Annotated in this window: 26 protein-coding genes; 5 read left to right on the forward strand and 21 right to left on the reverse strand. The window is 39.7% G+C overall.

Annotation, left to right across the window (positions count from 1 at the left end; translation table 11 throughout):
• Positions 1-391, forward strand: a 391-nt coding sequence (locus BMX34_RS08480; protein ID WP_200793437.1) for a transposase, incomplete at its 5' end; no start/stop codon positions are given.
• 246 nt (positions 392-637) lie between these two features.
• Here BMX34_RS08480 and BMX34_RS08485 read toward each other — a convergent pair.
• Positions 638-1,927, reverse strand: coding sequence for a uracil-xanthine permease family protein (locus BMX34_RS08485; protein WP_092572601.1), 1,290 nt, complete (start codon positions 1,925-1,927; stop codon positions 638-640).
• A 236-nt stretch (positions 1,928-2,163) separates the two neighbouring features.
• The gene (locus tag BMX34_RS08490) at positions 2,164-2,880 is read right to left on the reverse strand and encodes a SanA/YdcF family protein (protein WP_092572602.1); all 717 of its coding nucleotides are present in this window, start codon (positions 2,878-2,880) and stop codon (positions 2,164-2,166) included.
• Positions 2,881-3,042: 162 nt separating this feature from the next.
• Here BMX34_RS08490 and BMX34_RS08495 point away from each other — a divergent pair, with 162 nt between their 5' ends.
• Positions 3,043-3,693 (forward strand): hypothetical protein, encoded by a 651-nt coding sequence (locus BMX34_RS08495; protein WP_092572603.1) that lies wholly within the window; start codon positions 3,043-3,045, stop codon positions 3,691-3,693.
• A gap of 209 nt (positions 3,694-3,902) precedes the next feature.
• On the opposite strand, the gene BMX34_RS08500 is transcribed toward BMX34_RS08495, so the two are convergent.
• The 9 genes from BMX34_RS08500 to BMX34_RS08540 form a co-directional block, all read right to left on the reverse strand.
• A complete protein-coding gene (locus BMX34_RS08500; protein ID WP_092572604.1) occupies positions 3,903-5,255 on the reverse strand; it encodes an RNA polymerase factor sigma-54 in 1,353 nt (450 codons plus the stop codon).
• Positions 5,256-5,325: 70 nt separating this feature from the next.
• Positions 5,326-6,288 (reverse strand): KPN_02809 family neutral zinc metallopeptidase, encoded by a 963-nt coding sequence (gene ypfJ, locus BMX34_RS08505; protein ID WP_092572605.1) that lies wholly within the window; start codon positions 6,286-6,288, stop codon positions 5,326-5,328.
• Positions 6,289-6,350: 62 nt separating this feature from the next.
• Complete coding sequence (gene cls / locus BMX34_RS08510) at positions 6,351-7,913, reverse strand: cardiolipin synthase (RefSeq protein ID WP_234971710.1); 1,563 nt, start codon at positions 7,911-7,913, stop codon at positions 6,351-6,353.
• A gap of 32 nt (positions 7,914-7,945) precedes the next feature.
• Positions 7,946-8,623 carry a hydrolase gene (locus BMX34_RS08515; protein WP_092572623.1) on the reverse strand — a complete coding sequence of 226 codons (678 nt, stop codon included), beginning with the start codon at positions 8,621-8,623 and terminating at the stop codon, positions 7,946-7,948.
• Between the two features lie 306 nt (positions 8,624-8,929).
• Positions 8,930-9,760, reverse strand: coding sequence for an MBL fold metallo-hydrolase (locus tag BMX34_RS08520; protein WP_092572607.1), 831 nt, complete (start codon positions 9,758-9,760; stop codon positions 8,930-8,932).
• Between the two features lie 27 nt (positions 9,761-9,787).
• Complete coding sequence (locus BMX34_RS08525; protein ID WP_092572608.1) at positions 9,788-10,537, reverse strand: CPBP family intramembrane glutamic endopeptidase; 750 nt, start codon at positions 10,535-10,537, stop codon at positions 9,788-9,790.
• Positions 10,527-11,642: a hypothetical protein gene (locus BMX34_RS08530; RefSeq protein WP_092572609.1), complete on the reverse strand. Its 1,116-nt coding sequence runs from the start codon at positions 11,640-11,642 to the stop codon at positions 10,527-10,529. The genes BMX34_RS08525 and BMX34_RS08530 overlap by 11 nt, the downstream gene beginning before the upstream one ends.
• Positions 11,639-12,019: a Spx/MgsR family RNA polymerase-binding regulatory protein gene (locus BMX34_RS08535; RefSeq protein ID WP_092572610.1), complete on the reverse strand. Its 381-nt coding sequence runs from the start codon at positions 12,017-12,019 to the stop codon at positions 11,639-11,641. Before BMX34_RS08535 ends, BMX34_RS08530 begins: the two co-directional genes overlap by 4 nt.
• Positions 12,020-12,742 carry an HAD family hydrolase gene (locus BMX34_RS08540; RefSeq protein ID WP_159428905.1) on the reverse strand — a complete coding sequence of 241 codons (723 nt, stop codon included), beginning with the start codon at positions 12,740-12,742 and terminating at the stop codon, positions 12,020-12,022. It lies immediately after the preceding gene.
• Positions 12,743-12,890: 148 nt separating this feature from the next.
• On the opposite strand from BMX34_RS08540, the gene BMX34_RS08545 reads away from it, so the two are divergent.
• Positions 12,891-13,727, forward strand: a complete 837-nt coding sequence (locus BMX34_RS08545; RefSeq protein WP_092572612.1) for an AraC family transcriptional regulator — start codon at positions 12,891-12,893, stop codon at positions 13,725-13,727.
• On the opposite strand, the gene BMX34_RS08550 is transcribed toward BMX34_RS08545, so the two are convergent.
• The 6 genes from BMX34_RS08550 to BMX34_RS08575 are packed head-to-tail and all read right to left on the reverse strand — an operon-like array spanning position 13,680 to position 18,840.
• Positions 13,680-14,660, reverse strand: coding sequence for a methyltransferase domain-containing protein (locus BMX34_RS08550; protein WP_234971711.1), 981 nt, complete (start codon positions 14,658-14,660; stop codon positions 13,680-13,682). The two genes, BMX34_RS08545 and BMX34_RS08550, sit on opposite strands and share 48 nt — an antisense overlap.
• Positions 14,611-15,966 (reverse strand): phosphoglucosamine mutase, encoded by a 1,356-nt coding sequence (glmM, locus tag BMX34_RS08555; RefSeq protein WP_092572614.1) that lies wholly within the window; start codon positions 15,964-15,966, stop codon positions 14,611-14,613. Before glmM ends, BMX34_RS08550 begins: the two co-directional genes overlap by 50 nt.
• 20 nt (positions 15,967-15,986) lie before the next feature.
• Complete coding sequence (locus tag BMX34_RS08560; protein WP_092572615.1) at positions 15,987-17,057, reverse strand: CdaR family protein; 1,071 nt, start codon at positions 17,055-17,057, stop codon at positions 15,987-15,989.
• Positions 17,050-17,919, reverse strand: a complete 870-nt coding sequence (gene cdaA, locus BMX34_RS08565; protein ID WP_273478618.1) for a diadenylate cyclase CdaA — start codon at positions 17,917-17,919, stop codon at positions 17,050-17,052. The genes BMX34_RS08560 and cdaA overlap by 8 nt, the downstream gene beginning before the upstream one ends.
• 51 nt (positions 17,920-17,970) lie before the next feature.
• Entirely contained in the window at positions 17,971-18,222 is a 252-nt protein-coding gene (gene yidD / locus BMX34_RS08570) for a membrane protein insertion efficiency factor YidD (RefSeq protein WP_092572617.1), read from the reverse strand.
• Positions 18,223-18,234: 12 nt separating this feature from the next.
• Entirely contained in the window at positions 18,235-18,840 is a 606-nt protein-coding gene (locus BMX34_RS08575; protein ID WP_092572618.1) for a TVP38/TMEM64 family protein, read from the reverse strand.
• A 106-nt stretch (positions 18,841-18,946) separates the two neighbouring features.
• Here BMX34_RS08575 and BMX34_RS08580 point away from each other — a divergent pair, with 106 nt between their 5' ends.
• A complete protein-coding gene (locus tag BMX34_RS08580) occupies positions 18,947-20,038 on the forward strand; it encodes a M24 family metallopeptidase (RefSeq protein ID WP_092572619.1) in 1,092 nt (363 codons plus the stop codon).
• A gap of 43 nt (positions 20,039-20,081) precedes the next feature.
• Here the strand turns inward: BMX34_RS08580 and BMX34_RS08585 are convergent, their stop codons facing one another.
• The 4 genes from BMX34_RS08585 to BMX34_RS09775 all read right to left on the reverse strand — a co-directional run bounded on the left by BMX34_RS08585 (position 20,082) and on the right by BMX34_RS09775 (position 21,762).
• On the reverse strand, positions 20,082-20,483 hold the full coding sequence (locus tag BMX34_RS08585; protein ID WP_092572620.1) for a hypothetical protein: 402 nt from the start codon (positions 20,481-20,483) through the stop codon (positions 20,082-20,084).
• Complete coding sequence (locus tag BMX34_RS08590; RefSeq protein ID WP_143440753.1) at positions 20,455-20,985, reverse strand: hypothetical protein; 531 nt, start codon at positions 20,983-20,985, stop codon at positions 20,455-20,457. Before BMX34_RS08590 ends, BMX34_RS08585 begins: the two co-directional genes overlap by 29 nt.
• Positions 20,978-21,511 carry a MotA/TolQ/ExbB proton channel family protein gene (locus tag BMX34_RS08595; RefSeq protein ID WP_092572622.1) on the reverse strand — a complete coding sequence of 178 codons (534 nt, stop codon included), beginning with the start codon at positions 21,509-21,511 and terminating at the stop codon, positions 20,978-20,980. Before BMX34_RS08595 ends, BMX34_RS08590 begins: the two co-directional genes overlap by 8 nt.
• 86 nt (positions 21,512-21,597) lie before the next feature.
• Positions 21,598-21,762 carry a hypothetical protein gene (locus tag BMX34_RS09775; RefSeq protein WP_159428907.1) on the reverse strand — a complete coding sequence of 55 codons (165 nt, stop codon included), beginning with the start codon at positions 21,760-21,762 and terminating at the stop codon, positions 21,598-21,600.
• Positions 21,763-22,326: 564 nt separating this feature from the next.
• On the opposite strand from BMX34_RS09775, the gene BMX34_RS08600 reads away from it, so the two are divergent.
• The coding region (locus tag BMX34_RS08600) for a helix-turn-helix domain-containing protein (RefSeq protein WP_143440754.1) at positions 22,327-22,550 on the forward strand (224 nt) is incomplete at its 3' end.

Raw genomic sequence — 22,550 nt, forward strand, 5'->3', positions numbered from 1 at the left:
CGCAGAAGCGACCGAGCGCTTAAATCAATTTATACACCTCTGGGAAAAAACATATCCTAAGCTGATTCAACAATTAAAACTAAAACATAACTTATTTTCGTTTATGCATTTCCCGAAGGCGATTTGGGCCTCCTTGTATACTAACAATCTATCGGAAGCGATTAACAAGCAAATCAAACGCATTACGAAAGTAAAAGAACAATTTCCTCACGATGCTTCTTTAGAAAAGACGATCTATTGTTATGTCGCAGAATATAATACAAAATTTGGTCAACGCATTCATAAAGGATTCGGCAAAGTTCACTATGAGCTCATGTCCTTGCTTGAGCAAAATTTACCCGTCTATCAAGCGTGTTTAACCCAAACAGCCATGGACACGCAAGCTTCTTAATAGTAGCCCCTAGCGCCCTATGGTTGATTCCCTCGCATTGTCGATATGTTTTATATGGATAGCGACTGAATTCATAGTAGGGGGTTATAAAACATATCGACAATGCGAGGTTGAAGGAACATTCATAAATTGAATAAGTGTTTACAATCTTCATGAGAAGGTTACACAAGAAATTTGACACTGCCGAAAAAAGATCAATGAAATGAATCATTGACCTTATTATAGTAGATATTCAATTCATTAACCTCAATCTTGAGTCGGAGTCCCTTCAGGTAATATCAAATTTAAAATCACACCGACTAAAGCACTCAAGGCGGTTCCAGATAGAACCAAGGCTGTACCTAATTCTAGCACTGCTCCCCCTAAACCTATCACCAGCATGGCAGAGGCAATAATTAAATTGCGCGGATTATTAAAGTCGGTTTGATCCTTAATCAAGACTTTTAGCCCATTGGACGCAATGACCCCATAAAGTAAAATGGACATGCCCCCTAAGACTGAAGCAGGAATCGTAGAAATCATGGCAGTAAATTTACCTAAGAAACTTAGCGCAATGGCAATTATCGCCGCATTGCGAATTACAGAAACACTAGCTGTTCGAGTTAATCCGACCACCCCGGTATTCTCTCCGTAGGTTGTATTTGCTGGACCGCCAATAAAAGCAGAAATCAAACTGGCTAAACCATCACCAAAAATTGACCGATGAATCCCTGGTTCTTCCATAAATTTATGGTCGGTAATCTCACTTAAAACCATGACATCACCCATGTGTTCAGCAATCGTCACAAATGCAATCGGAATAATCGCTAGAGCTTCGGGCCCAAAGTAAAGATGATATTGTGGTCCTTTGGCAAAAGACGTGGCGAATGGGAGAGAGAAATCCGGTAGACTGACCCAGTCTGCTTGAAGCACCGGTTCGAAATCAACAATCCCTAAAAAGACAGCAACAATGTACCCAACAATAATGGCAATTAAGAACGGAATTACTTTAATAAATCCTCGACCTCGAACATTAATCAGCGCAGCAGTCATAAAAGTCACTAAAGCGGCAACGACTTCGCGCCAATTCGTATTTTCGACAAAACCAGCATTAGTGACTGCTGACCCGGCTAAGCCCAAACCAATCACAATAATCATGGGACCAATGACAATAGGTGGCAATAATTTGGTCAACCATTCACTGCCTGAAATAGCAATAATCCCCGCCACAGCCATATAAACTAGACCCACTAACATGATTCCAGTTTGTGCGGCCGAGATATCGCCACCCAGTTGTTCCTTAGCAATCGCCATCGCTGAGATATAAGCAAAAGACGATCCCAAATACACTGGCATCTTAAATTGGGTTACGGTTAAAAATACCAGGGTTCCAATCCCGCTGGCTAATAAGGCAGTCGAAACAGAAAGCCCCAGGATTAAAGGTACTAGAATCGTCGCTCCAAACATGGCAAAAACATGTTGAAAACTTAATAAAATTCCCTTAGAAAAAGGTGGCTTCTCATAGGTTTCATAAATCATCCGTGTTTTTTGTATCATCATATCCTCTTTTCTAGGGCTAGATGGATTTAAAAGCACACAAAAAGCCCTTATTTTATACTCCCGAAAGAATAACGAACAAGGGCTTAAAATATTCTGTCTTTTGAAATCTCCCGGATTTCATTAAAAGTCCTTATCGCTTGTTATAGTTTAACATCCTAACAAATAATATCAAGCTGAAATTTATATTTATCGTCTAACAAAATTTAGAGTAATAACCAAAAACAAATAACAGATTAATCTGGCTGATTTAGTTGAGACTTTGAATCTGTATCATCACCAGAATAATTTAAGCTAAAGGCGTAGTGAATTTCAGGGGTTTCAGGTTGATAAGCCAGATAACAAACCGCAAAATCTTTGAGCCGAGCAAAGATTTCGCGAAATTCTCTATGGGCTCGTGTCGAATCAATTTCAGCTGCCGGCAAACCGACGCTATCTATCTTCAAATGCTCAGCTAACATCAGCGCTCGAGGCAAATGATAGCCCTGACTAATAATAATCACTCGGTCGACATGAATAATCTTCTTTAAGCGGTAAATGCTATCATAGGTTGAATATCCCGCATGATCTAAGTATATCTGTTGGCTAGGAATACCCTGGCTGACCAAATATTTCTTCATAACCGCAACTTCATTATAATTATCTTCTCGATGATCTCCAGTCATAATAAATATTTTATCAGGGGCTTGTTGATAAACTTCTAGCGCCTGATCTAAACGCGCTTTTAAAATATCACTCGGCCGTTCATTATCAATCACACCCGCGCCTAGAACTAGAACAGGAACCTCAGCTGATTGATACTTTGTATCCATTTGACTAAATTCGCTAGACATATTGGCCTTGGTGACCAGGATGACAAACAGATTGATTAAAATAATCACAGCAATCACACAAAGTATGACCATCAGACCTAACTTAATCATGAGTTTCAACCAATGAAATAAATCTTGCACCCTCTCACCCCTTTAAAAAATAATAAAGCCATTATAGCAAGCCTCATTAAGAGAAACAACTAGCTTTGTTTGCCTAGCTGATGAATTTGGCATATTATTCCTACATAGTATATAATGACTAACACACGATGAGCAAAATTTGTTGAACACAAGGAGGAACACATGAAGACAAAAAAACAAAGTCTAGGTCTAATTCTAGTGATCTTGGCCCTAATTGCAATCATCTATCTCGTAAGTGGCTATTTCCTCAAACCCAAAAATGAAGTGCCAGATTCGCCGACCGTTACCGATGAACAGATGCAAGAAACCAGTAACCAAGCTACCGATACCAAAGGTCAACCCTTCCAAGAGAAAATTGATGCAAACAGCCCCTACCCGGTCGCCAGTTTAGATGCTGGCATCTCCATCTCTGAACTCAGAAAGGCCATGGACCAGTATTATCAAGAGGTTTATACCGAAGAAGAAAAGAAGATGAGTCAAACTAAAATAGATCGACAAGATATTAAACGACTTCAAGACTCATTTAAAAATAACGATAGTTTGAAAGCCTTAAAGGCTAACGTTGAATCGGTTGAAATGCAAGTGGCGGGAGAGACTGTCTATGTTGCACGAATTGTCTTGCCTTTTACCTATCAAGAAGCCGAAAAAATAAAAGCCAATAACGACATACTCGTACTTAACGAAGCCTTAGCCCAACTCGGCAACCATCTGATTATGATTGCTTATTACGACCAGTCTAACAAGACACTTACACCCATGCATCTGACCAACAGTCTTAATCCACTATTCTACAACGAAACCATGAAGAATTAGCTTGAAGATTTCATCTTTTCATAAGTTATGCAAGAAATTTGTTGCTTCGGTGTTTTTCACCTATTGAATCCAATAACAGCTACAAAACTTATTGAACCAGTTTTGTAGCTGTTTTTGTGTTCTATAATATTTTATTTGAGGATGATTAGTCAAAATAAAATCTTTTGTCATAGTACAAGGTCTTTGAACATTTCAAAATCAGTCTTTAATTAATGCATTAATTTACGGTAGTTTGCCACTATTTTAGGACTGATAATAAAGCCCCGATCAGCCAATAAATCAACGAGTTCGGTATTACTTACCTCGGGATCTTGCTCAGCAATAATTTGTAGAATTTTTTGTTTGATTTCATAGGCGGTAAAGCCGGTCCGACTACGCCGACGATTTAAATTAATAAAATCAGTCAAAACAAAAATCTCTTGCTTAAAACTCAAATGTTTATGAACGATTAAATGACTCAAATAAGATTCAGGAATCTCGCTAACTTGACTCAATTCCCGCAGAGTTAAAGGTTTAATTTGTGAACTTGCTCCAGAAAAAAATTCTTCTTGGTTTCTAACCAGGTGATAGACCATCTTCATAAAGAGTTCCTCACGCAGACGAATTTGACGAGCTAAATCATTGAAATCTTTGACTTGTTCTTTTAAATATTGAGTAAGTTCCGCATCTTGTCGCTGACTCATCTCTTCAAAATATTCGCGATTAAAATATATACGCGGCGCAAATTGTCGTTGATAGCGAATGGTTAAGTCTTTTGGTTTTTCATCATCAACCTTGACGTCAGGAATAATATGAACCTGTTCAACCTTCTCGAAGATATCTGCCGGATAATAGGTCAAAGTTTGGTAATATTCTATCGCTTCCTGAATTTCAGACTCAGTAAAATTACTATCCTCTTGAATAAAATCATAATGATGGTTAATTAGAGCTTCAAAATAATTCTCCAATAAATAATAGGCCACGGCCGGGGCCGCATCATCGCGTTCTGTCTGAAGCATCAGGGCTTCTTGTAAATTAAAGGCGCCAATGCCAGCAGGTTCTAATAGTTTAAACAGAGTGAGCGCATCTAAAGCAACAATCGGATCGGTCTGCAGTTTATCAGCCAGTTCTTCTGCTGAATAGGGTAAGTAACCCCGTTCATCTAATAATTCGACGAACTGAACCATCAAATCACGAATTGAAGTCTGCCGATACATCATAATTTGTTCAAATAAATAAGTCTCCAGACTCTGTGTATCGATATGATAATTTGGATCCGTTTTTTGTAGTTCATCAAGTGGCGTCGGTGGTAACTCTTCACGCTCATCATCGGTAAGTTCAGACATATCCTGTTCTGTCTTATTAGGCTTAGACAAGGATTGTGCAAATTGATCTAGATGATATTCCATCTCGACAAAAGGATTCTCTAGGATAGCCTCTTCAAGATAGTGATGCATTTGTTCGATGTTTAAGCGCAAAAGCTGACTGAAAGATTTACTTTTGGGTAAGGGCGCCGATAAAGTTAGTGGTTCTTCTCTGCTTAACTTTAAAACGTCCCATTGATTTGCATGCGCTTTTTCCATATTTATCCCTACTTATCTTTATAAAAAAATTTTACTAGATGAATCCTAAGATCCCTCATTCATCTTGGGGCTATTCGTTGGGAAGTGTTTGATTGAATGTATCCCCATGCTCGATATCTCCGTATTGCAAACCGTGCTTAAACCACGCTTGACGTTGCTGAGCTGAACCGTGAGTGAATGAATCTGGAATCACCGTTCCATAACTCTCTTTTTGTAAGGTATCATCACCGACGGCAAAAGCAGCTTGCAACGCTTCATCAATATCGCCAACTTCTAAGACGCCTTGGTCTTGAGCATACTTCGCCCAGACCCCGGCAAAATAATCCGCTTGCAATTCCAATCGCACATTGAGTTTATTTGCTTGTGTTTTATTCATCTTGGCATGGGCCTGAGTGTATTGATCCATGATCCCCAATTCCTTTTGAATATGATGGCCAACCTCGTGGGCAATCACATAGGCCATGGCGAAATCACCGGGAGCATGATAACGATTTTGTAATTCGTTCATAAAGCTTAAGTCAATATAAATCTTCTCATCACCTGGACAATAGAAAGGACCTGCCTGAGCCGAGCCAAATCCGCAGCCCCCAGTCTGAATCGATTGGCTATACAGAACCATCTGCGGCATATTATAAGTTGAGTTGTGACGTTCGAATTCCTGACTCCAGAAATCTTCGGTACTGCCTAAGATAGCCGACATAAATGCATAACCTTCATCGGTGACAGCCTGATCGGACTGATTTGATGAATTCGATGGTTGGGTCTGAGTTTGCTCTTGATCATAGGTAATTGAATTGTCACTAGTTGGGTTGAAGATATTTCCCAATAATCCGCCCCCACCAAAGAACATAAAAGCAAGTAAAAGTAAAACAATCCACTTACTTTTCCCTGGCAAGAATAAAAGCAGTTGTAAGAGACGGCCTAAACCCATCCCTCCTGATCCTTGAGAACCGCCGAATCCACCTGGGAAATTACTCGATTGGCCCCTTTTATCATTGATATTTTTACTTTTGCGCATATCTTCCCATTTCATACTGGCTTCCTCCTTTATAAACTGGTTGTCAAATTAATTATATTATACGAGGTCAGCTTTAGCTAGACAAACGGCGCAAAGAGCCGGAGGAGCGAGTCGACAATCTCACCAAAAAAGCTTTGATTTAAGTCATTAAGTACCCGTTCTCGAGAAACATCGAGCACTTGGAAGAAATCTTCACTAATCTGCTCAATCACTGGGTGATAATATAACAAGGTGCCGGTCTCAAAGTGTAGATATAGGGACCGATAGTCCAAATTAATCGTTCCAACACATGCTACCTTACCATCGACAATAAAGGTCTTTGCATGGAGGAATCCAGGAGTAAATTCATAAATCCGCACACCCGCTTCTAGAAGTGGACGATAGAAGGACCGTGTCATTCGATAGACTACGGGTTTATCCGGAATACCTGGAGTAACAATTCGAACATCGACACCACGTTTGGCTGCCAATTCTAAGGCGGTCTGCATTTCATAAGAGATAATCAAATAAGGTGTATAAATGTAGACTGATTCAATAGCCATATCCAGTAATTGCCGATAAACATTCTCTCCCACCGCTTCGTTATCTAATGGAGAATCACCAAAAGGTTGGACAAAACTTGTTGAATCAGGCAAATTCTGTTCTTCTGGATTCGTTTGTTCAAGCAACTGAGGACGATAAAGCGCCAAATCCATATCCTTTTCTGGATAGAATCCATTCCACATTTCTAGAAAGAGATGGCTCAATGACCAGGAAGCCGGACCATTCAATCGAATCATATTATCTTTCCAATAACCGAAACGCTGCTTAACATTAATGTATTCATCTGCAATATTTAGTCCACCTGTATAAGCCAACAGTCCATCAATAATGATATACTTACGATGGTCTCGAGTATTATAGACCATCGAAATCACTGGATGCACCGGATTAAACTTAATCGCTTTAATCCCTACCGCTTCGCACTGACGATCAAAATCTTCGGGCAAACGAGCAATACAACCAAAGTCATCATAAATTAGACGAACTTCAACACCCTGACCCACTTTCTCCTTTAAAACTTCAAAGATTTGATCAAACATCTGACCAAATTCAACAATAAAGAATTCTAAGAAAATATATGACTTCGCTGCTTTTAAATCTTGAATCAACTGATTCATCATCGATTCCCCGTTGGCAAAGTATTCAACCTGGGTATCACGATATAAAGGATAAGATTCAAATTGATAGATATAATGACTTAAGCTAGCAACTCGTAAGTCGCGTTCTGCTAAAGCCGCTTGGGCGGGTTGATGGGGCAAAGTTTGTAACTCTTGTTGAAAAAGAGGCCGATGCTCATTTAATCGTCGCTTCATTCGTCGAGTTGGCCGTTTGTTACCAATTAAAAGATAGAGTAAACCACCTAATAGAGGAAACATCGCCATCAAACTAATCCAACCCATGCGATAAGCTGGACTTTCATTCTTACGAATCAGATAAAGAATCAAGATGAAGGAAATAATGGTAAAAATAACATTAATCCATACCGAATAATTAATAATATTGGCGAAGATCACAAAAAACCAAATAATCTGAATCAGAAAAAGGAGACCAATTAGGATCGCCCGTTCTATTATTTGCCGTCTCTCTGGGGATTTCATCATAATCTCCTTTCCACTGATACTATTCTTTGCTATTGATGACGGTAATCTTCCATTATTTTAGCAAAGATATCCGCACTTGAAGGTGGGGTGTAAGTAATCGCATTGGCCCCAGCTTCGATGGTTTGACTAATCAATTCTGGCGTTGGACCGCCGGTGGCAATAATCGGGAAATTTGGCCCCAATTGTTTCCGAATTTCACACACGACATTGGCTGTATCCTTAGCTGCTGAAACATTGAAAATATCTGCCCCCGCTCGGCATTTGCCCATAAAGTCATCCTTACGACTCGAGATGGTGGCTACGACCGGAATATCTATCGTTTGGCTAATTTTGGCAATCACTTCATTCTTCATTGGCGCATTAACCACTACCCCATAAGCCCCTAATTGTTCGGCATGGAAAGCCAAGTGAACGCTACGATCACCGGTGGTGGTTCCCCCACCTACACCTAAGAAGACAGGGACCGAAGCTACATTGATTATGGACTGCATAATCGTAATTTGTGGGGTAAAAGGATAGACAGCAATTATCGATTGAGCATCAGTATTCTTAATCAAGGCAACATCGGTGGTAAATAGAAGAGATTTTATCCGATGACCGAGAATTTTAATGCCACTGGCTTGATAAATCTCCTTTGGCACCTCGACAATCCGACTTTTTAAACGGGCATGATATTCTGGAATTACCTTTTTGGGTTTCTCTAAGATAGCATTGCCAACCGGAGTAATCTGAATATCTTGATTGTCGTCAATGCGGATGGCATCATAAGCCGGTTTTTGATTATCATAAATATATTTCTCTTTATCGGTCACGATATGGCCTCCTTTATTCTCCTAATACTATTTATTGTATCCAATTTCAAAGGATTTAGCTAGAATCTTCCTACTAAAACAGTTACACCTTTAGCAAATGCAATATATATCTGAAACTTACAACAAATTGTCGACCATCAAACCCTAAATTAAATTCCAGATCTTGTCAGACTCTATTTCCAAGAAAAAAAGCCAGCCCCCTTAGCTGACTTGTTCGATACTTTCTTTCACTTTATTCATACTATACACAATATTGGCCATGGGCGGCTCTGGGCTTAACTTTTTGTTGATAGCCGCATATGCTTGACCTTCCATCCGCATTTTTAATAATAAACGATCATCTTGATCATGGAGGATTTTGTCCGCCAGCTCAACCATAGCTCCAAGCATTTGTCCTGGTCCGCTATAGGGAGGATGGGAGGTTAAGATTTGTCCCATATTTGGATACTTCACTTGTAACTCCCGTCCAGATGCCCACAATTCATAGACAGATGCTGATGAAGGTAAATTTAGATAAGTCGTTTGCGCGCAGGCGTCACAAGTAATTAAGGTTTGTTCTTGTTCCAGCCAAAAAGCCATACTACCTAAGGTGTGGCCTGGTAAAGCTTCTACCGTCACCGTTAAGCCTCCTAAGTCAAAGACTTGGCCAGGGTAAAGTGTACGAAAAGGTGCTTGGCGTTGGGCTTGCCAAATTGAAGCATCGAACACATTCCTTTCATCAGAGACAACCTGACTGAATATCTTTTGCCGGACAGGTAGAGAACATGAATATTCCTCAAGCTCAAGATCTGCTTCAGCTAAATAAACCTGATCGAATTGATTGGCTCCACCACCGTGATCGCAATGTCCATGAGACAGAACGACTTGATAAGGTTTGTTAGCTAACTGATCAACGAAAGTTTTAAGATTACCATACCCCCAGCCTGTATCAATTAACAGACCAGCTTGATCTCCCTCTAGATAATACGCACAAACATAAGGCATCTTAATACGCTTAATACGTGGACTGACGACTTCCAGATCAAAAAACATGCTGTAATAATTCCCTTTCCTTAAATCTTAAAATTGTAAAAAGCCTAAGAAGTTTTGAATCATATGATAAAGAATTGGGTATTCAATCTTCCGTGTCCGCCAATAAACATAGGTTAGACCCGCTGATAGAATAAAGTAAAGGAAGAAATCAATAATATTGGCTGGCATATGCAACATGGCAAAGACCACGGCAGAAACTAGCGCCCCCACGATAGGCATGAGTGGAAAGAGGTACTTCATTACCAAACCTCTTAACAAGATTTCCTCAGTAATCGGCGTCATGATTACAATATTCAGAAAGACACCCAAACCACTCATTTCTTTAACCAAAGCTTCTACGGCTTGTTGATTCATCGGCGCTTGATAATCTGGAGCGAAGTAAGACACGGCCACTGAGAAGACCATACCCAATGCAAAGAAGGCAATAAAGGTCAACACTGTCCAGCCAAGTAAGGGCACTTTAATCTGCTTCAAATCAAAAATTTTAAATTTAAACAGATAAAGCATCAAAAACAAAAAGGCCAGCAAGGCAAAAGTACTCAGATGATAATACCAACCTGATTGCCCCATATAATACATGACTTTCATTGGATCTTGTAAATCAGTCAAGACCACCTGATCGCCTGATAATTCAATCCCTTTATTTAAAGCCATTGTCTCGAATTTAATCCGCAAAAGCAGATACGAGATAATGATAACAATCGATTTCCACCATGATCCTTTGACCCGATCAGACCAAACTTGTTTCAGGGGTTGCAGAGATTCTCTAATTTTCATGACTCTCTCCTTCTATATTAAATTGATCTAAGCTAACTTGGTCTTCGAATTGACGAATACCTTTCAGGACTTCGAAACCAACTAAGTCGTTCAATTCTTGCTCAGTATATACATTGTCTTCAGTTGGCAAAGCAAAGTCGGCCTGTCCCGGTTGTAGGTAGAATTCGAGCGCCTGAGTCCGGTCTTCAGCTAGGTTGACTAATAAGCCCATGCCAATTTGATATTTATCATAATTAAAACTCAATGTTCCAACAGTTCCTTCACCTAAGAAGCTGAATTTCTCCATTAAATCTGGATAATCCATTAAATGCTTGACTGCAATCTCTGTAAAGTAAGTTGATAAATCTCCCTCTAAAGTTAGAATATCGGCGCCCTGATCTTTTTCATAGCTTAATTGCTCGCCATGTTGATCCATAAATTCGGCCAGCACCGTCATCAGAAACTCTTGAATCTCTTGGATTTCTTGATAGTTGGCGTTCAGGCCATAGTCTTCCGCCTGAATCTCTAAGAGTTTGCTTTCTAAGTCAGCATAATGCTCTTGGGCATAAACATAGAAATCCATCACTGGTGAATCTTGATATATTTCAGGATAGTTATTAATCGCATCGGTAACATAAGTAATCAACGAATCAAGCGGGATATAGGCTTGATCGACTTCTTGTTCAGCTAATTTAACCAGTAATGTCGATGGAATATAGGGTGGCTTCTGTAGCGTCAAATAAGCAAAATCTCCCATAGGCATAATGGCCGCTAAATTCAATTCCACTTGCCCTTGATTGAAATTGACCAAATAATATTGGGCCGTCTTATTGACCGTCTGGTCTTGTAGTACTTTAAGTAAATCTTGAGCTTGGCTTACCTGTGGTAAATCAGCTGGCAATGAGCTCTCACTACTATATTCAGTAGCTGCTTCCTCGGAGCTTACTGGTTCAGCAGTCGTCTCTACGGATTCCGAACTGGTTGAAGAAGATTCTGTAGCATCAGTCTCCCACTCGATCGTTTCAATGGGGGAAAGATTCTCAGGTCCTTGGCCCTCAGCCTGGACCCATGGCCCTAGATTGGTGCTCATTAATACGATGGCTAATATCGCTAATGCTTTATTCATGATGATGACTCCTCTCCCTGTCTCATTTCCTCAAGGAATTCGGCTACTTTCTTACCTATATAAACTTGACCAGATGGTGTTAACAATATCGGTCGCTTGATTAACATGCCATCTTGAGCGATTAATTCTAATTGTTCTTGCTCCGATCGCCCAGCCAATTGTGACTTCATATTTAATTCGCGATATAAAGTTCCCGAAGTATTCATTATTCTCTTAATCGAGCTTTCGCCCGAAGCTTGATACCATTGCCATAACTCTTTGCCACTAGGAACATCCTCAGTAATTTCTCGATATTGATAGGGTAGGTCTAGATTTTTTAAGTTTTTCTCAATAGCTCGGCAGGTTGAACAAGGTTTATAGCCAATCAGTGTATACATCTATCCTTCTACTCCCTTCTGATTAATCTGCTCAAGGATTTGAGGTAAGTCTGACATATGATCTAATAAATAATCAGCCTCTGTCAAATGCAGGTGGCTCTCTTCATTCTCTAAATAGCCGATGGCCGCAGCTAAGGGTTTAGCGTAGGTCATATCTAAAGCTGAATCACCAACATAAACCATTTCACTCAATTCAATATTATATTGCTTTGCAATCTCATGGAGAGCACGTGGATTGGGTTTAGGACCATATTGATCAGCACAACCAATAAAATCAAAATAGCTTAAGACACCTAAATTTTCTAACATTTGCCGAGCGAAAACATAATTATCATTCGTAATTAAGCCGATAACATAATCGTCTTTTAAGGATTCTAAAGCTTCCGCTGACCCTGGCGTTAAACGAGCCATGACTTCTTCTTCCTGTAAATATTTTAGATAGGATGCTTCCATCCGATCTTCGATTTCAGGAATACTCCAGGAGAGATAAGGCTCCAAATAGGCGGCTTGGTCATAGATGGATCCGGCGGCAAAGATAGAATTGGCCTTAATTCCAGACCAATCTTCTTTAATGCCCATCGCAAAGGCTAGCTGATCTTGCTCATCCTGACTTAAATCAGATTCACTAAATAAGTCACGCATCATCCCAATCGTTGGCTTATCCCATGTGTTGCCTAACTCTATTAAAGTACCATCTTTATCAAACAAAACCGCTTTAATCACCTTACTCGCTCCTTCTCTGACTTCATCTGCCTTATTGTAACATAGGATAAATTATTTCAAAAAGATAATTGAATCTTTTGCCGTATTTTAAATATATCAAGAGATTCTTGCTATAATGAAGACAGAATAATCAACTGCGGAGGAAATTATGATCGCACAAAGTCCCCAACTCTTTCATCGTTATCAACTAAGTGCTTGCCATAAGACTGGCAAGATTTATCAACACTTTCCTCATCTAATTTATATCGAGGAAGGAACCGGCCATATTAGCACGGTTTATGACACCAATCGATTAAAGCATTCTATGTTAGCTTTTGTCCCGGCTAATTTAGAATTTATGATTACCAGTCAAAGTCCCAAACTCACTTGTATTCTCTTCTCACTCGCTGCTCCAATAAAGCATCAACCATTCGCCAATCAAAAGAGTGGCCTATTCTTAACAGAATGTCCAAATGACTTTGTCAGTCACTGTTATCTACTCCTCCAACAAATTTCCAAAAATAATCCGCACTATCCAGAGAGTTTTCAAGCTATCCAAACTTTACTCATTAATTATCTTTTCAATCTAACTCATAATTTAACTCCAGTACAGAATTATACTCCAGCTATTCAAGAAGCCCTGAACTATATCCATTGTCATTTGACTCAGCCACTTAAACTGACAGACCTGGCTCAACAGGTCAAACTCTCAAGCTCACGCTTCTCTGCCCGCTTTAAGGCTGAATTAGATATATCGCCAATGGCTTACATCCAACATCTGCGTTTAAATCAGATATATTATCAGCTCTGCAACTACCCTGATAGTAATCTTGAAAGTTTAAGACAAGCATACGGTTTCCATAATGCCTGTCATTTTACCAGTATCTTTAGAAAGAAATTTGGTATGACTCCACTAAAAGTAAAAAAATTAGCCCAGAGCCAAGCTGGGCATTTAATGTTACCCGAGGAAATTGACTTTTTCTGCAACCAATACCCTCAGGTCTAAGCTAATAGTAGTGGGTAATTGATTAAAAAGTTCTTCCTTCTGCTTTGTTGTGAGTCGCCAAGTTAAAGGCGTCATATGAATCAATTGGCGCCGCTGATCTTCGGAAAGCGCTAGCTTTTGATACACATCGTGATCTTCTACCTTAATGTAATGATGACGAAATACTTGCTCAACGTCTTCATTTGAATATTCTACTTCTGCTTGCTCTAATAGATTAGCAATGGCTGATCTTAATTCAATTAAATAGCGCGTATTGGGAATTACTTTAATCAGCCGCCCTGTAGTTTTAAGGACCCGATTAAATTCTTCATAATTAGCAGGAGACAAGATTGACAGAACCAGGTCAAACGAGTTTTCTTGAAAAGGTAATTGGGCTAAATCTGCTACGACCGAGAACTGACTTTGGTTAAAGTCAGTAGCTAACTGGATGCCTTCCTTGGCTAAATCGACTCCAATCAAACTTAGGGTCGGTTCCAAAAACTGGCTCAAACGATATAAATGGCTGCCCTCTCCACAGCCCGCATCTAATAGATGCGTAACAGGTCTTTCTTTAATAATAGTTAGCAAGGCTTGATGAAGCGCTTGATAAAAAGGACTCTCCAGAATAATCCGCCGCCTTAAATTAAACAAGGTTTGATCATATTGACTAGGGTGATTATTTTTGGCAAGGTTGACATATCCTTGCCGGCTAAGGTCAAAGCTATGACCATTGTTACAAGTTAATCTTTGGCCTAGTAACTGAAGTGGTTGGTCACAATGCAAACATTGCCAAGACACTGGGTGGCCTGCCAACCAGGTCAAAGCCTGTTGTCTTTTACTCTCTTTCATTCCATTCTCCTTATAAACGAAAGACCGAGCCAATTCAGCCCGGTCTTTATTTAGCTTAATCAATACCTCTAATTCGACGAATAACGTCAGCAATTGTATTGACATAATAGTCAACTTTCTCATCAGTAGAGGCTTCAGCCATGACCCTTAATAGAGGTTCAGTTCCACTTGGACGAACCAAAATTCGACCATCGCCCGCCATCTCTTTTTCTAGCTTTTCAATGGCTGCTTTAACTTCAGGTTCATCCATCACCGTATGCTTGTCGGAAACTTTCACATTGACTAATTTTTGTGGATAAATCGTGACTTCTTTAGCTAATTCTGACAAAGCTTTACCGGTTTCTTTCATAACTGCCAACAATTGGATGGCGGTAAGTAAGCCATCACCGGTAGTATTATGGTTCAGGAAGACAATATGTCCGGACTGTTCCCCGCCCAAGTTGTAATTATGAGCCCGCATCTCCTCCACCACATACCGATCTCCCACCTTGGTTTGAACCGTCTGCATGCCTTCAGCTTCGACAGCTTTTTTGAAGCCTAAATTAGACATGACGGTTGATACAATGGTGTTATTGGATAAAAGTCCTTTGTTATAGAGATGTTTCCCACAAATATACATAATCTTATCACCATCGACGATATTTCCCTTCTCATCAACGGCAATCACCCGGTCACCATCCCCATCGAAGGCTACCCCTACCATGGCTTGTTTCTCCACTACCATGGCCTGTAATTGTTCAGGATGGGTAGAGCCTACTTGATCATTAATATTCAAGCCATTCGGACGATCGCCCATCGTATAGAAATCGGTCTCTAAATCAGCAAAAAGTTGATTTACCAAGGGAGAAGTTGCTCCGTTAGCAGCGTCAACACAGACAGATATTCCTGAGAGATCTGAAGAGATTGTTGTCTGCAGGTATTGAACATACTTGATAAGGCCTTCAGGGAATTCATCCACCGTTCCTAAACCTTCATCCGATGGCCGCGGTAATGTATCCTCTTCCTGGTCAATCAAAGCTTCAATTTCTAATTCTTGCTCATCAGAAAGTTTAAAGCCATCACTGCCAAAGAATTTAATACCATTATCTTGAACTGGATTATGAGAGGCTGAAATCATGACCCCAGCAGCTACTCCTTGAGTTTTAGTGAGATAGGCTACTGCTGGTGTTGAAATGACACCCAATTGCATGACTTCGATACCCACTGAAAGCAAGCCAGAAATTAAGGCTGATTCAAGCACCTGCCCTGAAATTCTAGTATCACGGGCAACCAATACACGAGGGTGGGCATGTTCTGCATGATGTTGCATTAATACATAGCCCCCATACCGTCCTAATTTAAAAGCTAATTCTGGGGTTAGCTCTTGATTAGCAACGCCCCGTACTCCATCGGTTCCAAAATATTTACCCATATTATTACTCCTTGCTTATTTTATTCGTTCGTCTGTTCAGTTGTTTGTGAATCAGTAGCTTGATGGTCTTGGTCGGATTCTTCACTACTATCACTTTCCTGACTAGCAGTTTGATCTTCTGAATCCGTCTGAGTGTCTGCTTCTAAGGCGTGTAAGCTTACATGAACTTTAATCTCTGAATTACCTACAAGTTCAACACCCTCTGGTAAATTGACCCTGCCAATCACTGTTTGACTCGAGGTCAAAGAAAAAAAATCGACGATGACATCGAGCGATTGGATATCAGAAGCCCCTTGAATGCTTACCGTATTCTGGTCAACAAACTCATAGGTATAAGTAAAATTTTCATGATGTTCCCCCTGAGGAACAATATTTAAACTCACATCGCCAACAACCGGTTCAACAACAACTTCTGCCTTAATATCCATAATATTCGCATTCACATCGAGAAGGTTTCCATTCTTATCGACAATCTTGATCGCATAAGTTCCGGTAAAGTTTTTACTTTGTTTATCTTGCGAAGTAATGTTGATAAAGACCCGGTCAATCTCCTTAATAATCTTGTCAGTCCCGGTTAAAGTCACTTCATAAGGCTTCAAGTTGACTTGACTTACTTGATAACCCTCTTCAATGGCTTGAGGATCTACCTCATATTCAATCGTCTTCTTAACAGATTCCCGCCGTGAAATTTGTACAATGGTTCGAGATGGGGTTACTTGATAATCTATCTCGTCAGGGAGGTCCATAACCAAATATCGAATGGATTTCGAACCAGTCGGCATATCCGTCAAGTCTTCGGTCTCCACCCGTAAAGTCTCGCTACTTACCTGGTTAATAATACTTTTAGGCCCAGTCAATCTCACATCAACCGTTTCAGGGACCCCTGAGACAAAGGTTTCCCCATCTGTCTTACCTAGATATACCGGGACATTTGAGATGGTCTCAGTGATATTTACACTGGCAAATTCCTGATTCTTAATACTTCTTAGTGGGACGGCATTCTCTGAAGAAACAAAAATATAAAGAAAAATCGAAAAGAGTAGAGATATTAAACGAATAAACCAAACATTATTAAAGGTCTTCTTATTCATTGCGATCACCCCACTGTTTAAGATTCTCTAAAAAATACTCTTTGAAGCCGACGAGAGAATCTTTCGTATCCTCTTTCTGCTCTGCTTCAACCATTAGGTATTTCACGAGAAGGTTATGGAGTTCGTCCGCCTTCACTCCCCGGTGGAGAACTTCATGCTTGACCAAACTGATATCTCCGGTTTCTTCCGAAACAATCAGCGTTAAAGCATCCGTTACTTCAGACAAACCAATCGCTGCCCGATGCCGGGTCCCTAATTCTTTAGGAATTAAACTACTCTCAGACAGAGGTAAATAACATGAGGCGGAGGCTATTTTATAATTTCGAATAATCACTGCACCATCATGTAAGGGCGTATTTGGCACAAATATATTAATTAATAATTGAAAACTTATTTCCGAATCGAGGCGGATTCCCGTTTCAATAAATTCTGATAAAGGTTCTTTCCCTTCAATTGAAATTAAAGCACCAATCTTTCGCTTAGACATATATTTTAAAGATTGTTCAAGATTCTCAATCAGAGTCTCGTTTGGGTTCTTGCTGGTTTTGCGATTTCTAAATAAACTTTGGCCAATCATTTGCAAGGCTCGCCGTAATTCCGGTTGGAAGAGAATAATCGCAGCCACGACTCCCCAAGCCAAGATCTGACCCAAAATCCAATCAATGGTCTGCAGACCGGCCACCGAACTAATAAACTTAGCCGCAATAAAAATCCCGACACCCTTGAGTAAGTTCATGACTTGGGTTCCGCGGGCATACATCAATAATTTATAAATCAAATACCAAACGATTAGAATGTCCAATATTTGAACAATCGGCTTATTATTAATAAATTGTTCAAACCACAATTGCAAATTAACCACCGCCTCCTTCAACGCTTGTATTATATCACTCTTGACTTATTCTATCAGTAATTATTTGTCTCGATAGGCCTTATTCCGTCTTAAGGTAAAGTAATCAGGAACAGGATCTTGTCCGCCTTTGAGGAAAGGATGACACCGGGAAATCCGCCCCAAGCCCATGAGAAGGCCTTTAATCGCACCATGTCGTTCGATGGCTTGAATCATATAAGTCGAACAGGTCGGCTGATAACGACACGTTGGGGGAAATAAGGGCGAGATGTATCTTTGATAAAAGCCCACCAAAGCTATAAAAATTTTAGCCAAAGACCTGCCTCCTTAAGCAAAAAAGATTTTATCAATCCACTCGATCATCGTCGTGGTCATAAAGGTATAGACAAACATGGATAAAGGCCTAAAAAGAATGACATATTTCATGAAACGTTCAAAGCGCATTGAAGACATGCCAGCAATCATGCAGAATATATCATCAGGAAATATCGGAGCAATAAAACCGACCATAATTAAACGATCAAAAGCCTTGCCTCGGTTCAACATACCGACATATTTATCATATTGTTCATCATCAATAAAGGCTCGTACAATGGTTCCACCAAAACGACGGCCCAAAAAGAAATTAATCGCTGAACCTGTAATTAGGCCAATAACATTCAGAACCGTACCTAGAAACGTACCAAAAATTAAAAAACCAATGACGTTGGTCAGCCCCATGGGAATAATCGGATAAATGATCTGGCTAATTTGGACCAAGACAAAGATAAAAGGAGCAAAAAAACCTAATCGTCTTAATAATTGCTCGAAGCCCTGACCAGGGTCGAAATAAGTGGACTGAGAAACCACAAAGAAACCAATAATGGTCAGTATAATCCCGATAATGGTCGTAATTCGAATAATTTGCCGCTTTTTTTCTAAGCTCAATCTCATGAATATACTCCTTGTTATCCCTTATTATTTGGTGTAGTCTAATCCTATAATACTCAATTAGGGTACAGAAATTCAATCAATAAAGAAAAATAAAGGGGATGAATCTATGAAAGACTATCGCATCCAGTCCTTAATTCAGTCAATGACTGATAATCAGCTAGATAACCTTTTGATTAGTGATCCAGCAAGTATCTACTATTATACAGGTTACCGCAATCAACCTGGTGAACGACTTTATTTATTAAATATAAGTTCAGCAGGCCAAGTCCAACTTTACCTGAATCGGCTCTTTCCTCAACCACAAGACCTTCAATCTGAAATTGAAGTCATTTGGTATAGCGATGGTGAGCCAATTCTAGCCAAACTGGTTGAACAACTGACAGGCTTAAAGATTGGAATTGACAAGTACTGGCCGAGCCATTTCCTTCTTGAACTACTAGCCCTTAATCCCGAATTACATCCACTAAATGGATCTGTCTTAGTAGATCAACAACGGGCGATTAAATCGCTCGATGAACAAGAATTAATGGCCAAAGCCTCAGAACTTAATGACCAAGCCATGGAAGCCATTATTCACCAAGTTCAATATGGCTTTAGTGAATTAACCATGGTCAATAAATTAAGAGAGATCTATCAAGATTTAAATATGGATGGCTTTTCCTTCGAACCGATTATTGCTTATGGAGGAAATGGGGCTGATCCGCATCATGAGACGAACCAAGATCAACCAGAAATAGGCGATGCAGTCGTCATTGATATTGGGGCCTTCTATCAAGGTTACGCTTCTGATATGACGCGAACGGTCTTTTATGGTCAACCTAGCCAGGAACATCTAGAAATCTACGACATTGTCCGCAGAGCTAATGAAGCTGCTATTGCTCAGATTCGCCCAGGAGTTTCCTTTGCTGACATTGATTTAACGGCCCGCAATCTGATTGAACAAGCAGGCTATGGCGCCTACTTTACCCATCGTCTAGGTCATTTCATCGGCCAAGAAACTCATGAAGCTGGCGATGTCAGCCAATATAATCACGATCTAATCAAAGCTGGCCAAATATTCTCTGTCGAACCAGGTATCTATCTTCCCGATGACATTGGGGTTAGAATCGAAGACCTGATTTTAGTCACAGAAGATGGCTGCCAAGTCCTAAATCATGTCACCAAAGAACCCATCATTATTCAACCTAAAGCAGAGTAAAGATTAATAACCGAACGAGCTCTTCGTTCGGTTATTATTTGTTTTATTGTTCGATTGTCTCCACGATTTCAATATTATTATCTTGGATAGCCTTCTTGACCTGATCAAAGCTAGCCTTGATGGCTTTATTATCAATTAAACGGATCTGCCAGCCCTCTTTCATTGCTTGAAGTTTTTCTTGAAGTTGATCCTGACTTATCTTTTCTTCAGTTTGTCCGGGTTCAGACCAATAAATTTCATCTTCCTTTACTTTAACTTCAGCCACTTTGGTTTCTTGTTCACCTTCTTGACCTTGATTATCTGATTGGGAAATTGATGAGCCAGAACCTGGTAAAAGCCCTCCACCGGTCCCTTGATAAATACCTAAACCTGCTAAGGCTAATAGTGCTAAGGCAGTAATTCCTAATTTACCTTTCTTACTCGACTTCTTGTCTTGATTGGCCATGACCTTCATCCTTTCTAAATTCGTCCTCAGGATATTCACTATAAATAATTTTTTTGTCTTGGATTTGATTTAATTTGTTGATGGCTTCGACTAAATTTCGATAATCACGGTAGTAAATCTGATGATTATCATAAGTAAAAGAAATCATCACCACATCGTTGGCTAATAAGTCCAGCTCTTGCTGTAACCACTGAGTTAAGTCCTCTGAAGCAGGCTTGACATGTCGCTCCTCCGCCGCGGTAATCAAATAAATCTCCTCCTGACCCTGAACCTGATGGTAAACCAAATTCAATTTATCAATGTCTTCTGCGAAAGAAATTTGCCAAGTTTTCTGCGAAGGAGTTTGGGGCAACTGACTCTGTTCCAACCTCGAAACCTGTGCTTGCAAATTCTCGACTTCTTGGGCGTTCATGGATTGATTGGAAACTAGGACCATAAATAGAATAATCAGGATTACATCGAGTAATGGCGTTAAATCAATCAACATCTGATGTCTATTCACTCGCCACCTGCTCTCGTCGACCAGCATTCAGCAATTGATCATTCCTTAATAAATAGGTCTGAATGGCTTCATTATTTCCTTCGACTAGGGCTTGAAGTTGACCATTGGCTAATTTAAAGATAATGGCAAACACAATTCCCCAGAATGTAGAGGTCAAAGCTAACATAAACAAAGCCGTGTCATTCGTTCCTACCATAGGAATTAAAGAAATTACGGTTCCTAAAAGACCCATTAAAGGAAAAATCGCGGTCACATTCAAGAATAAAATATAAAGATGATTCATTCGTTGACGTTGATCAATAATCCGTTGCTCGCCCTCTTGCTTCAAATAATAATCAAAATGGTCAAAGAGATTTTTAACACCTTTTTTGCCTTGGGCTAAATTTCCCTTCGGCAATAAAATCTTTTGCAAAGACTGGCTAAGCTTTAGACAACGGACATATAAGAAAACCGTTAAAATCGCAAGTATAAAAATCAGAAAATCAAACTTTAAAAAATTATTAAATATGGCTTGCCATAGATTCATAACTTCACCTCAATAGGCAGTATATCATGGGTTTAGCGTACCACATGGACCCTGAGTCTGATTTGGATGTGCCACTTCCCGAAGGTTCATCGTGAAGCTTCTTGGCGACGTGACAATAAATAATAGACAATAACACAGATTGCAAGAATACCACCGTTAAGGGCAAAGGATTCCGGCGTATCAACTTGCCATAAATTGTAGATTACATAGACTAAGACTGCAGCAAGGATTAAATATAATAAATTTTTCATCTTCTTCATCCCTCTTATATAATAACCCCATGATAACAGAAATAAGTCGAAAAGAATATCAATAGGCAAAATAAAAAAGCGTCGCCGCCAGAAAAAATTTGACTAAATCACTCTTCGGGATAATCCATGCCAAAACCCATATCGCGTCAATAAAGGGCATCCAGCTGTTCAAAAGTTAGATCTTCAGCTGAAGTTTTTTGGATTTCTTCTTAAATTAAGTTCTGTAGTTCTTTTAATTCTTGTGGCTGGATCTGGATACATTGTTCAATATCCTTATTCTTTTTACAAAGATAAATCTCTCCTCCATCGTGTCTGAAATAAAACATAGCAACCTCCCAAGCACAATCATAATCGCGTTATTTCATAATAAAATTAGTGTATTATCATTATACAATAATATCATAAACTTATCGTTAAAAGCATCACAAACTTTAATTTTTTCATATTTTTATCTACAAGGCGGATTTTATAATCAACTTAGCCACCGCTAAAAAATAATAAAAGCCATGTAAATTCATGTTATATTTAAGTCACGACACAAAAATATAAGAAGGATGAATTTACATGACGCAAACTCACTTTACCACATCTGACCGCAAATCAAAACACTTATCGTTCAAAGAACGGGGCCAAATTGAATTGTTGAAAAAACAAGGCTATTCTAACCGAGCCATTGCGCGAATACTGGGACGGGCGCCCCAAACAATTCATAACGAAATCAAACGGGGTTCGGTGGAACAAGTCCGTCAACAAAAGCAACATGGGAAGGTTTATACCTATCAATATTC

This window comes from Ignavigranum ruoffiae (assembly GCF_900110675.1).
Taxonomy (GTDB): domain Bacteria; phylum Bacillota; class Bacilli; order Lactobacillales; family Aerococcaceae; genus Ignavigranum; species Ignavigranum ruoffiae.

Coding starts and splice junctions, on each gene's coding strand:
- BMX34_RS08485 (WP_092572601.1), bottom strand. CDS start 1,927: ATGATACAAAAAACACGGATGATTTATGAAACCTATGAGAAGCCACCT.
- BMX34_RS08495 (WP_092572603.1), top strand. CDS start 3,043: ATGAAGACAAAAAAACAAAGTCTAGGTCTAATTCTAGTGATCTTGGCC.
- BMX34_RS08500 (WP_092572604.1), bottom strand. CDS start 5,255: ATGGAAAAAGCGCATGCAAATCAATGGGACGTTTTAAAGTTAAGCAGA.
- ypfJ (WP_092572605.1), bottom strand. CDS start 6,288: ATGAAATGGGAAGATATGCGCAAAAGTAAAAATATCAATGATAAAAGG.
- cls (WP_234971710.1), bottom strand. CDS start 7,913: ATGAAATCCCCAGAGAGACGGCAAATAATAGAACGGGCGATCCTAATT.
- BMX34_RS08520 (WP_092572607.1), bottom strand. CDS start 9,760: ATGTTTTTTGATCTGGAAGTCGTCAGTCCACGTATTAAGCGTATTAAG.
- BMX34_RS08525 (WP_092572608.1), bottom strand. CDS start 10,537: ATGAAAATTAGAGAATCTCTGCAACCCCTGAAACAAGTTTGGTCTGAT.
- BMX34_RS08530 (WP_092572609.1), bottom strand. CDS start 11,642: ATGAATAAAGCATTAGCGATATTAGCCATCGTATTAATGAGCACCAAT.
- BMX34_RS08535 (WP_092572610.1), bottom strand. CDS start 12,019: ATGTATACACTGATTGGCTATAAACCTTGTTCAACCTGCCGAGCTATT.
- BMX34_RS08545 (WP_092572612.1), top strand. CDS start 12,891: ATGATCGCACAAAGTCCCCAACTCTTTCATCGTTATCAACTAAGTGCT.
- BMX34_RS08550 (WP_234971711.1), bottom strand. CDS start 14,660: ATGTCAATACAATTGCTGACGTTATTCGTCGAATTAGAGGTATTGATT.
- glmM (WP_092572614.1), bottom strand. CDS start 15,966: ATGGGTAAATATTTTGGAACCGATGGAGTACGGGGCGTTGCTAATCAA.
- BMX34_RS08560 (WP_092572615.1), bottom strand. CDS start 17,057: ATGAATAAGAAGACCTTTAATAATGTTTGGTTTATTCGTTTAATATCT.
- BMX34_RS08575 (WP_092572618.1), bottom strand. CDS start 18,840: ATGAGATTGAGCTTAGAAAAAAAGCGGCAAATTATTCGAATTACGACC.
- BMX34_RS08580 (WP_092572619.1), top strand. CDS start 18,947: ATGAAAGACTATCGCATCCAGTCCTTAATTCAGTCAATGACTGATAAT.
- BMX34_RS08585 (WP_092572620.1), bottom strand. CDS start 20,483: ATGGCCAATCAAGACAAGAAGTCGAGTAAGAAAGGTAAATTAGGAATT.
- BMX34_RS08595 (WP_092572622.1), bottom strand. CDS start 21,511: ATGAATCTATGGCAAGCCATATTTAATAATTTTTTAAAGTTTGATTTT.
- BMX34_RS09775 (WP_159428907.1), bottom strand. CDS start 21,762: ATGAAAAATTTATTATATTTAATCCTTGCTGCAGTCTTAGTCTATGTA.